This is a genomic window from Variovorax boronicumulans (assembly GCF_029892485.1).
GTDB classification, from domain to species: Bacteria; Pseudomonadota; Gammaproteobacteria; order Burkholderiales; family Burkholderiaceae_C; genus Variovorax; species Variovorax boronicumulans_B.
Map to the genome: position 1 here is coordinate 254,723 of NZ_JARXVG010000009.1, position 20,689 is coordinate 275,411.

24 protein-coding genes are annotated in these 20,689 nt (G+C 68.1%); 11 read left to right on the top strand and 13 right to left on the bottom strand.

The window, feature by feature from the left end; translation table 11 throughout:
• Positions 1–63: 63 nt before the first annotated feature.
• Both M2282_RS21450 and M2282_RS21455 read left to right on the top strand, forming a co-directional pair.
• Entirely contained in the window at positions 64–567 is a 504-nt protein-coding gene (locus M2282_RS21450; RefSeq protein ID WP_280810787.1) for an ornithine carbamoyltransferase, read from the top strand.
• Between the two features lie 152 nt (positions 568–719).
• Complete coding sequence (locus tag M2282_RS21455; protein WP_280810788.1) at positions 720–1,373, top strand: BON domain-containing protein; 654 nt, start codon at positions 720–722, stop codon at positions 1,371–1,373.
• A gap of 52 nt (positions 1,374–1,425) precedes the next feature.
• Here the strand turns inward: M2282_RS21455 and M2282_RS21460 are convergent, their stop codons facing one another.
• The 12 genes from M2282_RS21460 to M2282_RS21515 all read right to left on the bottom strand — a co-directional run bounded on the left by M2282_RS21460 (position 1,426) and on the right by M2282_RS21515 (position 12,190).
• Positions 1,426–2,250, bottom strand: a complete 825-nt coding sequence (locus M2282_RS21460; protein ID WP_280810789.1) for a universal stress protein — start codon at positions 2,248–2,250, stop codon at positions 1,426–1,428.
• Positions 2,251–2,380: 130 nt separating this feature from the next.
• Complete coding sequence (locus tag M2282_RS21465) at positions 2,381–3,088, bottom strand: sulfite exporter TauE/SafE family protein (RefSeq protein WP_280810790.1); 708 nt, start codon at positions 3,086–3,088, stop codon at positions 2,381–2,383.
• 2 nt (positions 3,089–3,090) lie between these two features.
• Positions 3,091–4,515, bottom strand: coding sequence for an oxygen-independent coproporphyrinogen III oxidase (gene hemN / locus M2282_RS21470; protein WP_280810791.1), 1,425 nt, complete (start codon positions 4,513–4,515; stop codon positions 3,091–3,093).
• A complete protein-coding gene (locus M2282_RS21475; protein ID WP_280810792.1) occupies positions 4,512–4,778 on the bottom strand; it encodes a hypothetical protein in 267 nt (88 codons plus the stop codon). The genes hemN and M2282_RS21475 overlap by 4 nt, the downstream gene beginning before the upstream one ends.
• Positions 4,775–5,062 carry a FixH family protein gene (locus tag M2282_RS21480; protein WP_280810793.1) on the bottom strand — a complete coding sequence of 96 codons (288 nt, stop codon included), beginning with the start codon at positions 5,060–5,062 and terminating at the stop codon, positions 4,775–4,777. Before M2282_RS21480 ends, M2282_RS21475 begins: the two co-directional genes overlap by 4 nt.
• Positions 5,063–5,071: 9 nt before the next feature.
• The gene (gene ccoG, locus M2282_RS21485) at positions 5,072–6,469 is read right to left on the bottom strand and encodes a cytochrome c oxidase accessory protein CcoG (RefSeq protein WP_280810794.1); all 1,398 of its coding nucleotides are present in this window, start codon (positions 6,467–6,469) and stop codon (positions 5,072–5,074) included.
• A 12-nt stretch (positions 6,470–6,481) separates the two neighbouring features.
• The gene (ccoP, locus tag M2282_RS21490) at positions 6,482–7,405 is read right to left on the bottom strand and encodes a cytochrome-c oxidase, cbb3-type subunit III (protein ID WP_280810795.1); all 924 of its coding nucleotides are present in this window, start codon (positions 7,403–7,405) and stop codon (positions 6,482–6,484) included.
• A gap of 13 nt (positions 7,406–7,418) precedes the next feature.
• Entirely contained in the window at positions 7,419–7,559 is a 141-nt protein-coding gene (locus M2282_RS21495) for a cbb3-type cytochrome oxidase subunit 3 (protein WP_280810796.1), read from the bottom strand.
• 13 nt (positions 7,560–7,572) lie between these two features.
• Complete coding sequence (gene ccoO / locus M2282_RS21500) at positions 7,573–8,202, bottom strand: cytochrome-c oxidase, cbb3-type subunit II (protein WP_280810797.1); 630 nt, start codon at positions 8,200–8,202, stop codon at positions 7,573–7,575.
• A 9-nt stretch (positions 8,203–8,211) separates the two neighbouring features.
• A complete protein-coding gene (gene ccoN / locus M2282_RS21505) occupies positions 8,212–9,651 on the bottom strand; it encodes a cytochrome-c oxidase, cbb3-type subunit I (protein ID WP_280810798.1) in 1,440 nt (479 codons plus the stop codon).
• 65 nt (positions 9,652–9,716) lie between these two features.
• Positions 9,717–9,854, bottom strand: coding sequence for a cbb3-type cytochrome oxidase assembly protein CcoS (gene ccoS / locus M2282_RS21510; protein ID WP_280810799.1), 138 nt, complete (start codon positions 9,852–9,854; stop codon positions 9,717–9,719).
• Positions 9,854–12,190: a heavy metal translocating P-type ATPase gene (locus tag M2282_RS21515; RefSeq protein WP_280810800.1), complete on the bottom strand. Its 2,337-nt coding sequence runs from the start codon at positions 12,188–12,190 to the stop codon at positions 9,854–9,856. The genes ccoS and M2282_RS21515 overlap by 1 nt, the downstream gene beginning before the upstream one ends.
• A 103-nt stretch (positions 12,191–12,293) precedes the next feature.
• Here M2282_RS21515 and M2282_RS21520 point away from each other — a divergent pair, with 103 nt between their 5' ends.
• The 8 genes from M2282_RS21520 to M2282_RS21555 all read left to right on the top strand — a co-directional run bounded on the left by M2282_RS21520 (position 12,294) and on the right by M2282_RS21555 (position 18,659).
• Complete coding sequence (locus M2282_RS21520) at positions 12,294–12,737, top strand: universal stress protein (RefSeq protein WP_280810801.1); 444 nt, start codon at positions 12,294–12,296, stop codon at positions 12,735–12,737.
• Between the two features lie 117 nt (positions 12,738–12,854).
• Complete coding sequence (locus M2282_RS21525; RefSeq protein ID WP_280810802.1) at positions 12,855–13,280, top strand: CopG family transcriptional regulator; 426 nt, start codon at positions 12,855–12,857, stop codon at positions 13,278–13,280.
• 44 nt (positions 13,281–13,324) lie between these two features.
• Positions 13,325–14,437: an extracellular catalytic domain type 1 short-chain-length polyhydroxyalkanoate depolymerase gene (locus tag M2282_RS21530; protein ID WP_280810803.1), complete on the top strand. Its 1,113-nt coding sequence runs from the start codon at positions 13,325–13,327 to the stop codon at positions 14,435–14,437.
• A 99-nt stretch (positions 14,438–14,536) separates the two neighbouring features.
• Complete coding sequence (locus M2282_RS21535; RefSeq protein ID WP_280810804.1) at positions 14,537–14,788, top strand: hypothetical protein; 252 nt, start codon at positions 14,537–14,539, stop codon at positions 14,786–14,788.
• A 45-nt stretch (positions 14,789–14,833) separates the two neighbouring features.
• Positions 14,834–17,365 (top strand): DNA ligase D, encoded by a 2,532-nt coding sequence (gene ligD, locus M2282_RS21540; RefSeq protein WP_280810805.1) that lies wholly within the window; start codon positions 14,834–14,836, stop codon positions 17,363–17,365.
• A 127-nt stretch (positions 17,366–17,492) separates the two neighbouring features.
• Entirely contained in the window at positions 17,493–17,930 is a 438-nt protein-coding gene (locus M2282_RS21545) for a low affinity iron permease family protein (RefSeq protein WP_280810806.1), read from the top strand.
• A 105-nt stretch (positions 17,931–18,035) separates the two neighbouring features.
• On the top strand, positions 18,036–18,293 hold the full coding sequence (locus M2282_RS21550; protein ID WP_280810807.1) for a hypothetical protein: 258 nt from the start codon (positions 18,036–18,038) through the stop codon (positions 18,291–18,293).
• Between the two features lie 51 nt (positions 18,294–18,344).
• Positions 18,345–18,659: a hypothetical protein gene (locus M2282_RS21555; RefSeq protein ID WP_280810808.1), complete on the top strand. Its 315-nt coding sequence runs from the start codon at positions 18,345–18,347 to the stop codon at positions 18,657–18,659.
• 31 nt (positions 18,660–18,690) lie between these two features.
• Here the strand turns inward: M2282_RS21555 and M2282_RS21560 are convergent, their stop codons facing one another.
• A complete protein-coding gene (locus tag M2282_RS21560; RefSeq protein WP_280810809.1) occupies positions 18,691–19,767 on the bottom strand; it encodes an ATP-dependent DNA ligase in 1,077 nt (358 codons plus the stop codon).
• Positions 19,768–19,874: 107 nt separating this feature from the next.
• Between M2282_RS21560 and M2282_RS21565 the strand changes: the two genes are divergently transcribed.
• Positions 19,875–20,666 carry an exodeoxyribonuclease III gene (locus M2282_RS21565; RefSeq protein ID WP_280810810.1) on the top strand — a complete coding sequence of 264 codons (792 nt, stop codon included), beginning with the start codon at positions 19,875–19,877 and terminating at the stop codon, positions 20,664–20,666.
• Positions 20,667–20,689: the final 23 nt, after the last annotated feature.

A 20,689-nucleotide genomic window follows, 5' to 3' on the forward strand; every position in this document is an offset into this window, starting at 1 on the left:
CCTGCATCAAATCCGGGAGCGCCGCTGTCCCTAACCTCGGCAGGTCACATACCGACCATTGCCATGCCCCTCCCTCAAAAGATCCGTGCCCCGGAGCCCGTGCCGCAGCTCTCGCCGCTGAAGGTGACGAGCCTGCTGTGCCGTGCGCGGCTGCTCCAGCACGCCGCGCTGGAGGGGAACACGCCCCGGCTGCTGCGCGGCAAGAACCTGGGGCTGCTGTGCGACACGCCGCCCGACGAAGCGCAGGCACTGTTTCTGCGCGCCGCCGAGGAACTGGGCGCACGTGTGGCCGTCATGCGCTCGGGCATGTCGCTGCTGGATGCGCCGCAGGAGGTGCAGCACACCGCCCGCATGCTCGGCCGTCTCTACGACGCGGTGGAATGCCAGGGGCTGGACCCAGGGTTGGTGCTGTGCATCGGCCAGCACGCCGGGATCCCCGTCTTCGACGGCGCCGCAACGAAAGGCCATTCCGCGGACCGCCTGGCCGAATTGCTCGGCGACCGGACCCCGCTGGCGGACAACCGGCGCTTCGTGCTCCAGGCGCTGCTGCTCGAAGCCATCGCCTGAACTCATCGCCTGCAATGCGTGCACCTGCCGCATGCGCGGTTGATACAGCGCAAGTCGCCCGGGGCATGCGGTTTCTACAGTGAAAGCCACGGTCGCCGCCGGTTTCGCGCGGCGGCCGCCCGCCTCCATTCGTTCACTGCAAGGAATCACCCATGAAGACCGATACCCAACTGCGCAACGATGTCCAGGCCGAACTCAACTGGGCGCCCGAGGTCAAGGCCTCCGAGGTGGGCGTGATCGCCAAGGACGGTGTGGTCACCCTCACCGGCCATCTCGCCAGCCACGCGGAGAAGTACGCCGTCGAGCGCGCCGCACAGCGCGTGCACGGCGTCAAGGCGCTGGCCGTGGAACTGACCGTGAAGCTTCCTTTCGACAACCAGCGCACCGACGCCGACATCGCCCTGGCGGCCGAGCGCGCACTCGCGTGGAACGTGCTCGTGCCCGACGACAAGGTCCACCCCATGATCGAAAAAGGCTGGCTCTCGCTGAACGGCGAAGTCGAGTGGGATTACCAGCGCAGCGCCGCCGAGAACGCCGTGCGCGACCTGATGGGCGTGACCGGCGTGTCTAACCTGGTGAAGGTCAAGCCGAAGGTGAGCCCCGCCGACGTCGAGAAGAAGATTCACGAAGCGCTTTCGCGCCAGGCCGAGCGCGAAGCCAACCGGCTCGCCATCACGGTCAACGGCTCGCAGGTCACCTTGCGCGGCACGGTCAACTCCTGGACCGAGCGCGATGCGGTGCAAGGCGCCGCATGGGCCACGCCGGGCGTCTCGGTGGTGGTGAACGACCTGCTCGTGGACGCCTGAGGAGCAGCTCGCCGCGCTGGACACCGGTGGCGGTGCCGGCGCATCGGGGGCCTCAGTGCGACATCAGCACCGGCAGCGTCATCCACTGCAGGATCGACAGCGTCGCGCCGCCCAGCACCCATTCGCGTGCCCGGCTGTGGCCATAGCAGCCCATCACCAGCAGGTCCGAACCCAGGTCTGCGGCGAAGGACAGCAGCTTGTTGCCGACGTCATCGTCCTTGTTGCCGCCGGCGTGCGGCGTGATGTTCTGAACGCCTTGCATCCGCAGGTAGTCCTGCAGGCGCTCGAGCGATGCCTCCGCGTCTTCGCCGTAGGCCACGGCATGCACCCGGGGCGCCTTGCGCAACCACGGCAGCGCGGCGGTCACGGCGCGCGCGGACTCGCGTGTTTCCTTCCATGCCACCAGCACGTTGCGGCCGATGGGACCGACCGGCCCTGCATAGGGCAGCACGAGCGCGGGACGGCCGCTTTGCACCAGCGTGCTGGCCAGGAAATCGCCGGGGAGCTCACCGTCCATCGGATCGTTCCGGTCGCGCTGGCCCAGGATCATCAGGTCGGCGTAGAGCGCGCGCCGCGCGAATCCCCACGGGCCGTCGCTCTCGGGTTCCGCCCAGTGCATGCGCTGCGAGCCCGCGCTGTGCGCCGCGAAGGTGGCTTGCATCCTGTCGTGCGCGGCCTTGTCGATCTCCTGCATGATCGCCACGGCCTCGGCCGCAGCCTCGATGGAAAACGGATAGCGCATGAGCGCGGACAGGGTGCACGGCAGGCCGGCCACCTCGGCATCGAAGGTCTCCGCGAGCTGGCGGGCCAACTGGATGCGCTCCACCGTACGGGCCGAACCGTCGAGGTGAAGCAGGATGGATTTGGGGGTCAGCATGAGGGCTCCTTGGACTGGCGGAATGCGATGCGCCCACCTTAGGCCCGCGCATCCGACGCGGCCTTGCGCTGGATCAACCGCCCGAAAGCTGCGGGCATGGTGCGGAAACTCGCACAGGTCCCCGCCTGGCTCAGCCGCACCAGGCATCGATCTGGCGGACGAGGTCCGACCACACCGCCTGCGCCGCAACGCCCGCCAGCAGCACGCCGGCCAGCCGCGCGCCCCATGCCTGGTGAGCACCGCCAACCCAGCGAAGCCGCTGCCAGAGCCAGGGGCCGAGCACCAACGAAGCGCCGCTGCCGAGCGCGAACAACGCCATCAACATCGCGCCCTGCAGCGGGCCATTGCCCAGGCTGGCCATCATCAGCGCCGAATAGAGCAGCCCGCACGGCAGCGCCACCCACAGCAAGCCGGTGGCCAGCACGCCCAGCCATGTGCGGCCTGCGAGCGGGCGAAGACGCGATTCGAGGCCGCGGCCGATGCGCTGGGCCCACAGCGGCTGCCGCCCCGTGGCGGCGAGCATCGCGCCCCAGGCGAACACGAAGACGTGCATCAGCACCCACAGCGGCCGCAACGCGGCGACATGGGTGCTGGCCTGGGCCAGGCTTTCGACGCTCGCGGCAGCGATCGCACCTGCCACTGCATAGCTTGCGATTCGGCCCAAATGAAAAGCGGCCGGCGCGGTCATCGCCGGCATGGCGCCCTGCCCCGCCGGGACGGTGGACCTCAGCGGCACGATCCGTATCACCGCCGCCGATGCCGCGCCGCACATCGCCACGCAATGCGGCCCGCCCGCAAGGCCCATCAGGAGCGCAGCACCGGCGAGCGCGAGCTGCATGGTCAGACCACCCGCGAGAAGCGCGCGCGGTGCGCGCGGCAATACCGGTCGAACACCATCGCGACAGCACGCACCAGGAACCACCCTTGTTCGGTAACCACGAGGTCGTGGTCGCTCAACCGCGCCAGGCCCTGGGCCACCAGCGGGCCGAGCGCGGCGAACTCGGTGGCGAAGTAACGGCGGAAGTCGACCGCGTAGGCCTCGCCCATCGCGTTGAAGTCGACGCGGCCGCGGCACATGAGCGCCATGATCACCGCGCGCCGCAGCAGGTCGTCGCGCGAGAGCGCCAGCCCGCGCACCACGGGCAGTCGGCCCTGGTCGAGCAGGTCGTAGTACTCGTCGAGCGTCTTGGCGTTCTGGCTGTAGGTGGCGCCCACGCGGCCGATGCCGGACACACCCAGCGCAACGAGATCGCCCTCGGGCCGCACGCCGTAGCCCTGGAAGTCGCGGTGCAGCCGCCCTTCTCTTTTCGCAATCGCGAGGGGGTCGCCGGGCAACGCGAAGTGGTCCATGCCGATGTAGACATAGCCCGCCTCGGTGAGCTCCGAGATGGCGGCACCGAGCATGCGCACCCGCGCGGCCGCATCGGGCAGCTCGTCGGCCGCGATGCGCCGCTGCGGCTTGAAGCGCTCAGGCAGGTGCGCATAGGCATACAGCGCGATGCGGTCGGGCCGCAGGTCGCGGATCTGCGCCAGCGTGCGCCCGAAGGACGCGTCGTTCTGGCGCGGCAATCCGTAGATGAGATCGACGTTGATCGACTCGAAACCGAGCGCGCGGGCCGCGTCCATGAGCGCGAAGACCTGCGACGCGGGCTGGATGCGGTGCACCGCCTGCTGCACCCCGGGGTCGAAGTCCTGCACGCCGAAGCTCAGGCGGTTGAAGCCCAGCGCGGCCAGGTTGGCCAGGCGCTGCGCATCGACCGTGCGCGGATCGATCTCGATGGAGCGCTCGCCGCCCGGCACGAACGCGAACGAGCGGTGCAGCAACGCCATGAGTTCGCCCAGTTCCGCGTCATCGAGGAACGTGGGCGAGCCGCCGCCCAGGTGCAGTTGGGCGACGGTGGCGCTGCGCCCCAGCTGCGCGACCTGGAACTCCACCTCGCGCGCGAGATAGGCCAGGTACTGCCGGCCGCGCTCGCGGTGGCGCGTGACGATCTTGTTGCACGCGCAGTAGTAGCAGAGCGATTCGCAGAACGGTATATGGACGTAGAGCGACAGCGGCGGCGCCCCGGCGGCCGCTTCGCGCCGGACGCGCAGCGCCTGCGTGTAGTCGTCGGCACCGAAGGCGTCGATGAAGCGGTCGGCCGTGGGATAGGAGGTGTAGCGCGGGCCGGGAACATCGAACTCGCGCAGCAGTTCGAGGGGCAGTACGGCCTGTGCCGAGGCAGGAGCAGGAGCGGGAGCAGGAGCGAAAGCGGGATGGTTCATGGCGGGGGCGTCCGCAAGGAAGCGTCGCGGCGTTCGACCTCGGGCCTCGCGGCCAGCAGCACCGTGCAGGCGCTCGAAGCCGCGGCCATCAGCCAGAAGACGAAGAAGGCCGTCGTGTAGGCACCCTGGCGCGACATGTGCAGCGCATCGGCGCCGCAGTACACGCTGACCGGATCGACGAGCGCGAACACCAGCATCTCCATCGCGCAGGCCACCAGGAAAGACGGCCACAGCACGCCGACGATCTGGCGCAGTCCGGTCACGGCGCCGCCTTTCGTTCGGGCAGCGGCACATCGCCCGCAGGGGTGGCCGCGTGATTGCGGCCGGCCAGCGCAGGCAGCAGCTTCCTGGCGGCCAGGGTCTTGTTGATCTCGACGCCTTCGCGGTAGTAGTCCTCGGACACCAGCGCATCGGGGCTGCGCCAGGCCAGCCAGAAGGTCACGAAGCTCGCAACCACCACCACGGCGGGCCCGCCGATCACCATCCAGAGCAGCGGATGGCGCCACCAGGCATCCATCGGCTTGTCGTTCGTCGTTGCAGCATTCATCTCGACCTTTCAGCGCGGCACCAGGAAGGCCGCTTTTTCAGACACCTGCGCGCCGCCGCCCTCTTCGCGAATGGCGAAATGCACCGTGTGCGAGCCGGCCGGCACGGCGCCGTAGGGCACCTGCAAGCGCACAGCGACCCAGCGCGACTGGGCGGCATCGACCTCCACCACCTCCTCCGGCGACACGCTCAGGCCGTCCAGCCCGTCGGCGGTGATGCGGTAGTGCTGCGGCTTCTCGGTGGCATTCATGATCTGCAGGCGGTAGACGTTCTCCAGCCGACCGCCCTCGGCGATGCGGGCCAGCGAAGCGCGGTCACGCACCACGTCGACCTTGAACGGGGTGCGCACGACCAGGCTGGCCAGCAGGCCCGCTACCAGCAGCGCAAGCACGCCGGTGTAGACCAGCACGCGCGGCCGCAGCACGCGGCGCGACCAGCCAGCCTCGGTGCCGTTCTGCGTGTCGTAGCGGATCAGCCCGGGCGGGTAGGCCATCTTCTGCATCACGGTATCGCAGGCATCCACGCACAGGCCGCAGCCGATGCACTCGTACTGCAGGCCCTGGCGGATGTCGATGCCGGTCGGGCACACCTGCACGCACAGGCCGCAATCGATGCAGTCGCCCAGCGCGAGCGTGCGCGGATCGGGCCCCTTGCGGCGCGGCGCGCGCGGCTCGCCGCGCTGCGGGTCGTAGGTGACGATGAGCGTGTCGCGGTCGAACATGGCGCTCTGGAAGCGCGCATAGGGGCACATGTACTTGCAGACCTGCTCGCGCATGAAGCCGGCATTGCCGTAGGTGGCAAAGCCGTAGAAGAACACCCAGAACACTTCCCAGGAGCCCATTTGCGTCTGCAGGAAGGCCATGCCCAGTTCGCGCACCGGCGTGAAGTAGCCCACGAAGCTGAAGCCGGTCCACATCGCGATGCCGATCCACACGAGGTGCTTGAACCACTTCTTCACCAGCTTCTCGAGCGACATCGGTTCGGCGTCCAGCCGCATGCGTGCGGTGCGGTTGCCTTCGATCTTGTGCTCCACCCACATGAAGATCTCGGTGTAGACGGTCTGCGGGCATGCATAGCCGCACCACAGCCTGCCTGCCACAGCGGTGAACAGGAAGAGCGCCAGCGCGCTCACCACCAGCAAGCCCGAGAGATAGATCAGGTCCTGCGGATACAGCACCAGGCCGAAGATGTAGAAGCGGCGCGCGGCCAGGTCGAACAGCACCATCTGCCGGCCGCCCCACTCGGCCCACGGCAGCCCGTAGAAGACCAGCTGGGTGAGAAAGACCATGGCCCAGCGCCAGCGCGCGAACATGCCGCGCACCGTGCGGGGGTAGATCTTCTGCGTGGCCTCGTACAGGCCGATCTCCTCGCTGCCCGCGCTGACGATGGGAATGATCTTGCGGGTCATGGCGCGGCGCCGTCAGGGCGTGGCCGCGGGCGTGGCCGGGCTGTTGGAGAAACCCCAGACGTACGACGCCAGCATGCGGATCTGCGCCTCGGTGAGGCGGCCTTCCTGCGGAGGCATCTCGCTGTGCTTGCCCGCGTTGATCATCTGGACGATGGCGGCCTCGCCATAGCCGTGCAGCCAGACCTTGTCGCTGAGGTTCGGTGCCCCGAGGGCCTGGTTGCCGACCCCGCCGACGCCGTGGCAGGCCGTGCAGGTGGTGAACTTCGACTTTCCGAGGCCGGCGCGCACCGAGTCGTGCGGCTCGCCCGAGAGGCTCAGCACGTAGTTGGCCACGTTCTTCACGTCGTCCGTCGTGCCGACCGCCGCGGCCATGGGCGGCATCACGCCGATGCGGCCCTTGGTGATGGTCTCCACGATCTTCTCGGGCGTGCCGCCGTGCAGCCAGTCCTTGTCGGTGAGGTTGGGAAAGCCCTTGCTGCCGCGCGCATCGGAGCCGTGGCACTGGGAGCAGTTGTTCATGAACAGGCGCTCGCCGATGGCCCTGGCCTGGGGGTCGCCCGCGACCTCTTCCACCGGCATGGCGGCGTACTTCGCATAGACGGGCGCGAGCTCCTGCGTGGCCTTGGCGACATCGGCTTCGTACTCGCCGCGCGAGCTCCAGTCCGACTGCCCCTTGAAGCTGCCCAGGCCGGGGAACACGACCAGGTAACCCAGCCCGAAAACGATGGTCAGCACGAACAGCCCGACCCACCACATCGGCAGCGGGTTGTTGGCTTCGCGCAGGTCCTCGTCCCACACGTGGCCGGTGGTGTTGTCGGCACTCGATGCCACGCGCTTGCGCGCCGTGAGCCAGAGCAGCACCGCGCAGGCCAGGATGCTGGCCAGCGAGACGATCGCCACGTAGTCCGACCAGAAATGATGGATGAAATCGCTCATCGTGGTTCTCCCTTCAGTCCTGTTCGAACGGCAGGCGGGCGGCTTCCTGGAAGTCTTCCGCGTTGCGGCGCGAATACGCCCAGGCGACGATGCCGATGAAGACGACGAAGCAGGCAACGGTGGCCGCAACGCGCAAGGTGGTGATGTCGATCATTTCTTCGTCCTCCCTACTTGAGCGCCAGGCCCAGCGATTGCAGGTAGGCCACGGTGGCCTCCATCTCGGTCTTGCCGCTCACGGCTTCGGTGGCGCCGGCGATTTCCTCGTCGGTGTAGGGCACGCCGACCCGGCGCAGCGCGCGCAGGTGGGAGGGCATGGCCTCGGCATCGACGAGGGTCTTGTCCAGCCATGTGTAGGCCGGCATGTTCGACTCGGGCACCAGGTCGCGCGGGTTGTTCAGGTGGATGCGGTGCCACTCGTCGCTGTACTTGCCGCCCACGCGATGCAGGTCGGGGCCGGTGCGCTTGCTGCCCCACTGGAACGGATGGTCGTAGACGAACTCGCCGGCCACCGAGTAGTGGCCGTAGCGCAGCGTCTCCGAGCGGAAGGGCCGGATCATCTGCGAGTGGCAGTTGTAGCAACCCTCGCGCAGGTAGATGTCGCGGCCGGCCAGCTGCAGCGGCGTGAGCGGCTTGACGCCGGTCACCGCCTCGGTGGTCGATTTCTGGAAGAAGAGCGGAACGATTTCCACCAGGCCGCCGATGGCCACCACCACGAGGATCAGCACGATCATCAGCAGGTTGTTGGTCTCGATCTTCTCGTGGGTGAAGCCGGTGGGCTTGTTCAGTTTCGGGTTCATGGGGCGTCCTCAGGCGGGGTTCATGGCGGGGACAGGAATCCGGGCGCGCACCGAGGAGCCGGAGATGACGGTCATCCAGACATTCCAGGCCATCACCAGCATTCCCGACAGATAGAGGAGCCCGCCGATCAGGCGCACCAGGTAGAACGGGAAGGTGGCCTTCACGCTCTCCACGAAGGTGTAGGTGAGCGTGCCGTCGGGGTTGATCGCGCGCCACATCAGGCCCTGCATCACGCCCGCGATCCACATGGCCGCGATGTAGAGAACGATGCCGATGGTGGCCATCCAGAAGTGCGCCTCGATGGCCTTCACGCTGTACATCTCGGTGCGGCCGTACATGCGCGGAATCAGGTAGTAGAGCGAGCCCATGGTGATGAAGCCCACCCAGCCGAGCGCGCCGGCATGCACGTGGCCGATGGTCCAGTCGGTGTAGTGGCTCAGGGCGTTGACGGTCTTGATGGACATCATCGGCCCCTCGAAGGTCGCCATGCCGTAGAACGACAGCGCCACGATCAGGAAGCGCAGGATCGGGTCGGTGCGCAGCTTGTGCCAGGCGCCCGAGAGCGTCATGACGCCGTTGATCATTCCGCCCCAGCTCGGCGCCAGCAGGATCAGCGAGAACACCATGCCCAGCGACTGGGTCCAGTCCGGTAGCGCGGTGTAGTGCAGGTGGTGCGGACCCGCCCACATGTAGGTGAAGATCAGCGCCCAGAAATGGACGATGGACAGCCGATACGAATACACCGGGCGGCCCGCCTGCTTGGGGATGTAGTAGTACATCATTCCCAGGAAGCCCGCGGTGAGGAAGAAGCCGACCGCGTTATGGCCGTACCACCACTGCACCATCGCGTCCTGCACGCCGGCGTAGGCCGAGTAGCTCTTCATCCAGCCCGCGGGAATCGCGGCACTGTTGACGATGTGCAGGAGCGCCACCGCGATGATGAAAGAGCCGAAGAACCAGTTCGCCACGTAGATGTGGCGTACCTTGCGGATGCCGATGGTGCCGAAGAACACGATGGCATAGGACACCCAGACGACTGCGATCAGGATGTCGATGGGCCACTCGAGCTCGGCGTACTCCTTGCCGCTGGTGTAGCCCATCGGCAGGCTGATGGCGGCCGCCACGATCACGAGTTGCCAGCCCCAGAACACGAACGACGCGAGCTTCGGCGCGAACAGCGGAACCTGGCAGGTGCGCTGCACCACGTGAAAGCTCGTGGCCATCAGCGCGCAGCCGCCGAACGCGAAGATGACCGCGTTGGTGTGCAGCGGCCGCAGCCGCCCGTAGCTGAGCCATGGAATGCCGAGGTTGAGTTCGGGGAACGTCAGCTGCGAGGCGATGATCACCCCGACCAGCATGCCGACCACGCCCCAGACCACGGACATGAGCGCGAACTGCCGCACGACGGTGTCGTCGTAGGCCGCGGCGGGAGGGTTCGGTTGTTGCATCGTCGTGCCCTTGAATGAGTTGAGGGCAGTTTCGATGCGGCCCTTCCCTCGGGGGTTGATGCAAATCAATCGCCGCGCAGGATGCGGTCGCCTTCGGCGTCGATGTCTTCGAACTGGCCGCGCTCGATGGCCCAGCAGAGCCCGCCGAGGATGGCGAGGACCAGCATCACCGACAGCGGAATGAGCAGGAAGAGGATGTCCATCAGCGGCCTGCCTTGCTGCCGGCAACGGCAACGCCCAGCCGTGCCGCGTTGAGAACCACCACGAGCGAGCTCGCCGCCATGCCCAGGCCCGCAAGCCACGCCGGCAGCCAGCCCGCGACGGCGAGCGGCACGCACAGCGCGTTGTAGCCGGCCGACCAGAACAGGTTCTGCCGCACCACGCGCAGCGTCTTGCGGGCCTGCGCGATGGCCTCCGGAATGCTTGCGAGCCTGTCGCCCGGCACGACGAAATCGGCGCGCGCACGCGACAGCGGCACGGAGCGGCCGAAGGCGAACGAGGCGTTCGCGCGTGCCAGCGAGGGGCCGTCGTTGAGCCCGTCGCCCACCATCGCGATCTGGCGGCCCTCGGCCTGCAGGCGCCAGAGCACGGCCAGCTTGTCTTCGGGCGTGCAGCCGCCCTCTGCGAAGTCGATGCCGGCGCGCGCGCCGATCTCCTTGGCGGCGCTGTCGCGGTCGCCCGAGAGCAGCCGCACCGTCAGGCCCTGTGCACGCAATGCGGCCACCGCGGCAGCGGCGTCGGGGCGGAGTTCTTCGGCCAGCACGAAGCTGGCGACCCATCCCTGGTCGTCGGAAAGATGGACCTGTGCCGTGTCGACATCCAGCGGCTTCACGTTGCAGAAGGTCGATGAGCCCAGGCGCGTGCGCCTGTCTGTCCGAGCGCTCGCACGTGGACGATGCATCGAACCCTCGAGCCCAAGCCCGGCCGTCTCGGTGGTCCGTTCCACGGTCCAGTCGGGCATTGCGCGGAACTGCGCTTGCCATGCATTCACCAGCGCCCGCGCCACGGGATGGATCGATTGCGCCGCGAGCGCCGCGGCCATCTCGAGCGCATCGCCGGGCCGCAGGCCCTGCCGGCAATAGACGCGCTCGAGGCGCGGAATGTCGCCGGTCAGCGTGCCGGTCTTGTCGAACACCACCGTGTCGACCGATGCCAGCGCCTCCAGCGCCTGCAGGTTCGATGTCAGCACACCGCCGCGCGCCAGGGCGCCGGCACTCGCGAGCATCGCGGCCGGCGTCGCGAGCGAGAGCGCACAGGGGCAGGTCACGATGAGCACCGCCACCGCAACCATCAGCGCCTTGCCCGGGTCGGCATGCCACCAGAACATCGCCGCCAGCGCCGCCGATGCGAGCACCGCGACGAGAAACGGCCGCGCCACCCGGTCGGCCAGCAGCGCGAGGCGCGGCTTGCGCGAGGCGGCGCTTTCCATCAGCCGCACGATCTGCGCGAAGCGCGTGCCCTCGCCCACCGATTCGATGCGCACCTGCACCACAGCGGAGAGGTTGTGGCTGCCGGCCAGCACGCGGCTGCCGCAGGGGCGCGGCACGGGGCGGGATTCGCCGGTCAGCAGGGCCTCGTCGGCGCTGGTGTCGCCTTCCGTCACCATGCCGTCGGCCGGAAAGGCCTCGCCCGGGCGCACGCGCACCACTTCGCCGACGGCGAGCCGCCGCACGGCCACGCGGGTCCAGCTGCCATCGGGTGCGAGGCGGTCGATGCTGTCGGGCAGCCGGTTCATCAGCGCCTCGAGGGCGCCCGCGGTGCGGTCGCGCAGGCGTGCCTCGAACCAGCGGCCGGTCAACAGGAAGAAGACGAACATGGCCAGCGAGTCGAAATAGACCTCGTGGCCGAGCGGCCCGCCCGCATCGAAGGTGGCGGCGCTGCTGACCGCGAAGGTCACGAGCACGCCCAGGGCGACCGGCAGGTCCATGCCGATGCGCCCCGCGCGCAGGTCGCGCCACGCGCTGCGAAAGAAGGGACCGCAGGAGAACAGCACCACCGGCAGCGTGAGCACCCAGGAGGCCCAGCGCAGCAGCTGCGCGGCATCGGCCGTCATGTCGCCGGGCCGGGCGATGTAGGCCGGGTAGGCGTACATCATCACCTGCATCATGCAGAAGCCCGAGACCAGCCAGCGCCACAGCGCCATGCGCAGATCTCGCGACCGCTGCGCGCGCGCGAACTGGCTGCCGGCGGGAAGCAGCGGGTAGCCGGCAGCGGCCGAAGCCTCGAACCAGCGCGAAGGCCGCGTGGCCGCGGGCGACCACACCACGCGCGCCCGCTGGCTCCCCGCATTCACCTGCGCTTCGATCACGCCGGGCACCTTGCACAGCGCGGCTTCCACGGTGAGGGCACAGGCGGCGCAATGCATGCCCTGCACCACGACCTGCGAGGTCCACGGACCGGTGCCCGCATCGCCCCCGGCCGCCCGGCCGAACTCCGGCCATTCGGCCGGATCGTCGAGCACCTGCCAGCGCTCGTCGGCGGCCGGTGCGGACGAGGGTTGCGAAGAAACAGGGGAAAGCGAGGCGAGCGCAGCTTGCATCGAAGCGAGGCTAAGGGCCGCCCTCGCCCTGCCCTTTGATCTGCATCAACGTCCGGGGCCGCGGCCTGCCTAAGCTCTTCGCACACCTTCCAGGAGAAGCTTCATGTTCAAACGCATCCTCGTCGCCACTGACGGTTCCACGCTCTCCAAAAAAGCCGTCACCAGCGCGATCGCGCTGGCCGCCCAGAACGATGCCGACCTGGTGGCCCTCAACGTGATCCCGCGCTATCCGCGCAGCTACTTCGAGGGCTCGATGACCTTTTCGCCGGAAGACATCGGCCGCGTCGAGAAGCAGTGGGCAGAGAAAGCACAGGCGATGCTCGACACCGTGAGCGCACGCGCCAGGGAGAGCGGCGTGCGGATCAAGACGGCCACAGCCAACTCGGACCTCGTGGCGGAATCGATCATCTCGGCGGCCCGGAAGCACAAGAGCGACCTGATCGTGATGGCATCGCACGGGCGCAAGGGCATCAAGCGGCTGCTGCTGGGGAGCGAGACGCAGCACGTGCTGGCGCATTCGACGCTGCCGGTGCTGGTGCTTCGGTAACGACGCTCCCGGTGGGCTAGGCCGCGAAGCCGGGCGGGAGCCCAAAAGCGCCACTTCGCTCTGCAGTGGCAGAAAACCATCCTGACGCCATCCATATGGATGGTGGTAGGATGCCACATGCCATCCAAATCCCCGCCGTCACCCGTCATCGCCAAGACCCCGGAGTCCGAGAAGATCACCGTCAACATGGGCTTCGTCGATCTGGGGCACATCGACCTGCTCGTGGCGGAGGGCTTCTATTCGAATCGCACGGACTTCATCCGCACGGCTGTTCGCACGCATCTGGCCTCCCATGCCGACGTGCTGCGCCAGGCGGCGTCGCGCAAGATGCTGGTGCTGGGGCTCCAGAGCTTCTCGGCGGCAGACCTGGAGGCCGTGCGTGCCGCGGGCCAGACGCTCCAGATCCGCGTGCTGGGTCTTGCAGTCATTGCGCCCGACGTCAGCGCAGCGCTCGCGCGGGCCACCATCGACTCGCTCACCGTGCTCGGCGCGCTTCATGCGTCGCCAGAGGTCAAGGCTGCGCTGGCAGGGCGCATCCGATGACTCGCCAACCCACCGATCCACCGTTTACCCGGGCCATCACATCCATGAATCCACTTTTCGCGGGCCTCATGAAGGAGGCTGCCCACCTCACGCGCAACGGTCGCCTGTCCGAGGCCACCGACGCGATCCAGCGCGCCTTGCGCGGCGGGGTCGAGCCACCGCCGGCATCGCCTGTCGCATCGAAGCCGACGCTGGCCGAAACAGACGTGATCGACGTCGAGACGCGGGTGATCGAGACCGAGCCAGACACACACGAAACACCCGTGACGCCCGAGGCCCCCTCCCCGCGCGAACCGGCCACCACCGCCCAATGGACCAAGGGCAGCTTCGCGCACCAGGGCCGGTCCATCGACTACATGCTCTTCGTGCCGGCGGAAGTGCCCGGGCAGCCCGTGGCACCGCGACCGCTGGTCGTGATGCTCCACGGTTGTACCCAGGGTGCGGCGGACTTCGCGGCGGGCACGCGCATGAACGAGCACGCGCGCGAACATGGGGCCATCGTGCTCTACCCCGAACAGGCGCAGCGGGCCCACGGCCAGAAATGCTGGAACTGGTTCAAGTCCCAGCACCAGCAGCGCGGCCGGGGCGAACCGGGCTTGCTGGCCGCCCTCACCCAGCACGTCGTGGAGCAGCAGCAGGCGGATCGTCGCCGTGTCTATGTGGCCGGCCTGTCGGCAGGCGGGGCGATGGCGGACGTCCTGGGCCATTGCTATCCCGATATCTACGCCGCGATTGGCGTGCACTCGGGGCTTCCGCACGGCGCCGCGCACGACATGATGTCGGCGCTGAGCGTCATGAAAACCGGGGCGTCGCCTGCGCGTCCCGATGCGGACGCGACCTTGCGGCCCACCATCGTTTTTCATGGCGATGCGGACACGACCGTCCATGCAAGCAACGGGCTGGCCGTCCTGGCGGGTGCGGCCCCGGGAGAGGTCTCCGAAGGTCGATCTCCGTCGGGGCGTCGCTTCACGCGAACGCTCTATCCCGCATCCGCCGCCCGTGGCGATGCCGAGCACTGGCGTCTTCACGCCGCAGGCCATGCCTGGTCGGGCGGCAGCGCGCAAGGCAGCTATACACAGCCCGACGGCGTCGATGCCAGCCGCGAGATGCTCCGGTTCTTCCTGGCCCATCGGCTGGACGACGCCGCGCAAGGATGAGCCGGGACACCGCCCTGCTTTTCCGATGTCGTCCGACAGCCACGCACGGCCGGCGGTGCGATGGTTCGGCCCTCACATTTCCGGAGGAAGCCTATGCCGATGGATTTTCTCGCCAGCATCGAAGAGGCCTCGTTCCCTCTGGCGGTGCGCGATGAAGCCGACATTCATTGCGCGGCCGTCCTTCATGCGGCGCAGCTCGTCGAGGCCATGCTGCCGCCGGCCCGGAGCGAACCGGGGTCGCGCGTTGCCATCATCCTCAGGATCACGCCGCTCGGCCGCGCCAGGTTGAACTCGAGCGCGCCGGCAGGCGAGCGACGACGCGCGATGTCCCAGGTCGAGACGCCCTCCTGAAACCGCCGTTTCGCTCGCTGCAGCATCTGGAGGAAAGAGGAACCGATGGCCAAGGGCGACGCGCTTTCGACCTACAAGTCCAAACGAAACTTCGCGGTGACGGCGGAGCCGGCCGAAGGCGGCCGGCCGAGCCCGCATGCGCTCACGTTCGTGGTGCAGAAACACGCGGCATCGCGGCTGCACTACGACTTCCGGCTCGAGCTCGACGGGGTGATGGTCTCGTGGGCAGTGCCCAAGGGGCCCAGCTTCGACCCGAAGGAAAAGCGCATGGCCATCCACGTGGAAGACCATCCGATTTCCTATTCCTCCTTCGAAGGCACGATCCCGCCGAAGCAGTACGGCGCGGGCACCGTCATCGTCTGGGACAACGGCACGTGGGAGCCGGTCGGCGATCCGCGTGCGGGCCTGGCCGCCGGCAAGCTGGTGTTCCGGCTGCATGGACAGAAGCTCCAGGGCCTGTGGGAGCTGGTCAATATCGCCAAGGGCGGCGAGCGGCAGGAGCCATGGCTCCTGTTCAAGAAGAAGGACGAGCACGCGCGCGCGCACGCCGACTACGACGTGGTCACCGCCCTGCCCGACAGCGTGATCGCCAAGCCGATCGCCGCGCCCCCTCCCCGTGTTCCTGCTCCCGCAAGGAAGTCCAGGCCGCTCGGCGCCGGCCGCAAGACGGCGCTGCCGGCCGAGATCAAGCCGCAACTCGCGACCTTGGCGGCGGGCGTCCCCTCCGTCGGCGAGTGGCTCTATGAAATCAAGTTCGACGGCTATCGGCTGATGGCACGGCTCGACAAGGGCAAGGTCGCGCTGATGACGCGCGGCGGCCACGACTGGGCGGCGAAGATGCCGGCGCTGGCCGCCGAACTCGGCAAGCTCGGCCTTCGCGCTTCCTTCCTGGACGGGGAAATCGTGGTGCTGGGCCCCAGCGGCGCGCCGGATTTCAACGCCTTGCAGAACGCCTTCGAGCGCAGCCGGGGCGCCGAGCGCATCGTCTTCTTCGTGTTCGATGCGCCCTTCTTCGAAGGCCACGACCTCCGGCAGGTGCCGCTGCGGGAGCGGCGGGAACTGCTCAAGGAGTTTTTCGCCAGCAAGGCCAGCGAGCATGTGAGGTTCAGCGCCGACTTCGAAGCCGACCCGGCCTCGCTCCTGCGCTCCGCCTGCCAGATGCAGATGGAAGGCGTGATCGCCAAGCGCGCCGACGCGCCCTACGTCTCCCGCCGCAGCGAGACCTGGCTGAAGCTCAAGTGCAAGCTGCGCCAGGAGTTCGTCATCTGCGGATACACCGACCGCACCGACGAGAGCGACCAGGTCGGCAGCCTGCTCCTGGGCATCCACGATGCATCCGGAAAACTGGCTTCGGTGGGCAGCGTAGGCACGGGCTGGAATGCGGAAGAAGCGCGCGAAATCAAGCAGAAGCTGTTGCCGCTCGAGGCTCCGAGCCCGCCTTTCTCGAAGGGCGCTTCGAAGCCGGGCCGGTGGTCCAGGCGCAGGGCGGCCAGCGAGCACTGGGTGAAACCGCAGCTCCTGGCCGAAGTGAGCTTTGCGGCATGGACGCCCGACGACCAGATACGCCACGCCTCCTTCATCGGGCTGCGCGACGACAAGCCCGCGAAGGTCATCGTGCGAGAGCGGCCCAAGGCGGTCGGTGCGCCAACGTCCGCGGCAAACACCAGGAAGGCGGCGGCAGCCTCCGCGCCGGGCGCATCGATCAAGGTGACCCACGGCGACAGGGTCATCGATGCCGCCACGGGCGTCACCAAGCTGGACCTGGTGCGCTACTACGACTCCATCGCCGAATTCATCCTGCCGCACCTGAAGGGCCGCCCCTGCTCCCTGGTGCGCGGCCCCACGGGCGTGACCGGCGAGCTGTTCTTCCAGAAGCACGGCGAGAAGATCGGCATTCCCGGCATCACCGAACTGCCCGAAAGCCTGTGGCCGAACCATGCGTCCCTGCTCGAGATCGGCAACGCCAGGGCGCTCGCCGGCGCGGCGCAGATGAACGTGATCGAGTTCCATACCTGGAACTCGTCGGCCCGGAACATCGACAAGCCCGACCGGATGATCTTCGACCTCGACCCCGGGGAAGGCACGGGCTGGGAGCAGGTCCAGGAAGCGGCCACGCTGGTGCGCGCGATGCTCGAAGCCATCGGCCTGCAGGCCTGGCTCAAGACCAGCGGCGGCAAGGGCCTGCACGTGGTGGTGCCGCTGGCGCCGCGGTACGACTACGACACCGTCAAGGGGTTTTCGCAGGCCATCGTCCAGCATCTGGCACGGACCATTCCTTCGCGCTTCGTGGCCAGGAGCGGGCCGGCCAACCGCGTGGGGAAGCTGTTCGTGGACTACCTGCGCAACGGCCATGGCGCGACGACGGCCGCCGCCTTCTCCGCACGCGCGAGGCCGGGGCTGGGCGTCTCGATGCCGATCGCATGGGACGACCTGGCCTCCATCCAGAGCGGATCGCAATGGAACGTCCGGACAGCGCGCGAATACCTGTCCTTCCAGACCGTGGACCCGTGGGCCGGCTACTGGAAGAAACGCCAGGGGCTGGCCGAGCCGATGAAGCGGCTGGGGTACAGGAAATAGCCGGTGGCATCCCACGGCCAGCCCGCCGACGCGCTCGCAGGAACTCCATGAAGTCCTTCTCGCGGCGCTGGCCGACGCACTGCCTGAACGCCCGCGCACATCTTCTGCGCCAGGAGCAATTTCAGCCATGGACCGTCTGTTCGCATCGTTCGCCAACAAGATTGCGCATATTGCAGGAAGCCCCTTCACCTTCCTGGTGTGCGTGGCCGTCGTCATCGCCTGGGCGGTGGCGGGGCCCTTCTTCGGCTTCTCTGAAACCTGGCAGCTGGTCATCAACACCGGCACCACCATCGTCACTTTCCTCATGGTGTTCCTGATTCAGAACACGCAGAACCGCGATGGCGTCGCGCTGCAGACGAAGCTGGACGAATTGATCCGCTCCTCGAACGCGCAGAACGAATTCATGGGCATCGAGAAGCTCACCGACCGGGAACTGATCGCGCTTCACGAGCGCTGCGAGGCCGCGGCGAAGACCAGCCACGCCACGCTCGAACGGACCCGCGCCGAGCGCCGCAGGCGCGGGCACGGGACCGACGATGCGGACAAGGGCAAGGACAAGGACTGACAACGCCCGAGGCGGACGGGACAAGGTTCGGCCAGGGGCCAGATCAGGGAATCAGATTCAGGGCCGCCTCCCGGGCGGTTCGTTGACATGCATGGAGCGAGCGACATGGATCCTAAACAACACCGCAAGCAAGGCGCCCTCGGCCGCCGTCTGATGTGGACCCTGCTGGCGGCCATCGCGGTCGCCGTCGTCATGGTGCTGTTCTTCTACGGCATCAGGGAACCCGAGAAGGGACCGGGCAACCTTCCACCGAGCGGCGGCTCGGCGCCCCACTCGGCAGCGCCCGCGCCGCGCTTTGCATCCCTTCCACACGACGGCGCATTCGGGCGCACCTTGGCGGCGCTGGACTACAAGAGGCTGTGAGCGGGCCACTAGATTCGTGGCGCCGTGCACAGACACCCTTGAAAGAAACCGATGGCCGAAACACCCGCCCCTTCTGCGTTCGTTGCCTGGATGGCAGCGGAAACTGCCGCCTACACGGCCATCCATCAACTCCACCAGCGCACGCAAGGCGGATGCCTTGAGATTCCGAGCCAGCGCATCGAGCAGATCGCCAGGCTTCGCAAGGAGGCCGACCTTCGCTTCGCCGGCCTGTGGGGCGCATTGGGCGCCGCAACGCCGCAAGCCGGCGCGGTTGCCACGGCGCAGCCAAGGCGCGGACGGCATCGGAACTTCGAGCTTCGCTCGCGGCCGGCCGCCGAGCCACGCGACAATCTCGGCATGGCCTGACGCGTGTTCCGCGCTCGGCTTGGGAAGCGTTCTAAGCCCCGAACACCCGCGCCAGTTCATACGGCGGCACCACCTCCAGTTGCGCGTAAGTACAGGCAGCCGGTGGCTTGTCCTGCCGCCAGCGCATGAAGGTCGTGCCATGCCGAAAGCGGTTGCCTTGCAGGTGGTCGTACTTCACCTCGCACACCCGCTCTGTGCGCAGCGGCTCCCACGAGAGGTCCTTGCCGGAACTCCAGCGGCTCCGGGCGCCGGGCATGCGGTGCGTGTCGTCGTTCGATTCGCTGGCCCAGTCCATCCACGGGTGGCCCTCCATCGCGCGCTTGCGCAGCGGCGCCAGTTCCGCGGCCAGCTTCTGTCGCGCCTCCATGCCGAACGACGAGGTCATGCCGACGTGCTGCAGCAGCCCTGCATCGTCGTAGAGCCCGAGCAACAGCGAGCCGATGGCGTCCGGCCCGCCTTCGACGGTGCTCTTGTGCCACCGGAAGCCCGCCACCACGCAGTCCGCCGTGCGCACGTGCTTCACCTTGAACATCGCCCGCTTGCCGGGCTGGTACGGGCCCTCGGCCGGCTTGACCATCACGCCATCGAGACCCGCGCCTTCGAAGTGCTGCAGCCAGCGCTGGGCCAGGGTGTGGTCCGTGGTCATCGGCGTCAGGCGCAACGGCGGTTCGGCACCGCTGAGCAGGGCTTCGAGCAACAGGCGGCGCTCGGCCTGCGGCCGCGCCATGCAATCGCGGCCATCGAGCCGCAGGATGTCGAAGGCAACGAATGCGGCCGGCGTCTCCGCAGCGAGCCGCGCGACCCGCGAGGCGGCGGGATGCACGCGCTGCTGCAACGCGTCGAAGTCCAGGCCCGACGGCGTGGCGATGACGATCTCGCCATCGAGCACGCACCCTTTGGGCAGGCATTCGGCGAATGCCGCATGCAGGTCGGGAAAGTAGCGGTCCAGCGGCTTCTCGTCGCGGCTCTGGATTCGCACGCCGGCCTCGTCGTGGAACGCGATGGCGCGAAAGCCGTCCCACTTCGGCTCGAAGAGGAAGTCGCCTTCGCCGGGCAGGCGCTCGGCCACCTTGGCCAGCATCGGCAGGATCGTGCGGGGCTTTGTCATCGCCCAAGAAGATGCGTTGTCCGACGCGCGCCGGGCCGGCGAAGGCCGGAAGATTCCGCCATCATTCTTCCCGTCCCCCTGGCCTCGCGCCATCCTCACTGCCCGACATGAAGATCGCCACATTCAACGTCAACGGCATCAACAGCCGGCTCGATCGCCTGCTCGAATGGCTCGCGGAGTCCAGGCCCGACGTGGCGTGCCTGCAGGAACTCAAGTCGCCCGACGCCAACCTGCCGCTCGATGCCATCCGGCATGCCGGCTACGGCGTGGTCGCGCACGGGCAGCGCGCCTGGAACGGCGTGGCCATTCTTGCGCGCGGCCGCGAGCCCATCGAAACCGGGCGCGGCCTGCCGGGCATGGAAGAGGACACGCAAAGCCGCTATCTCGAAGCAGTCGTCGACGGCATCGTGGTGGGCTGTCTCTACCTGCCCAACGGCAATCCGCAGCCCGGACCGAAGTTCGACTACAAGCTGCAGTGGTTCGACGCCTTCAACAAGCATGCGAAGAAGCTCTTTGCGAGCGGCATGCCGGTGGTGCTGGCGGGCGACTACAACGTCGTGCCCACCGATGCCGACATCTACAACCCGGCGTCGTGGCGCGAAGATGCGCTGCTGCAACCCGAAAGCCGGGCGGCCTTCGCGCAGCTGCTCGCGCAAGGCTGGACCGATGCGATCCGTGCCTGCCATCCCGAGCGTGCGCCCTTCACCTTCTGGACCTACTGGCGCAATCGCTATCCGCGCGATGCCGGGCTTCGCATCGACCACCTGATGCTGAACGCCGAACTCGCACCCATGCTGCGCAGTGCCGGCGTGGACCGCGACGTGCGCGGGCGCACCGGGGCCAGCGACCACGCGCCCGCCTGGGTCGAACTTGACGTTCCGAAGACCCGGCGAAGCTGACGGTGGTGCATGCATGTGGCGCC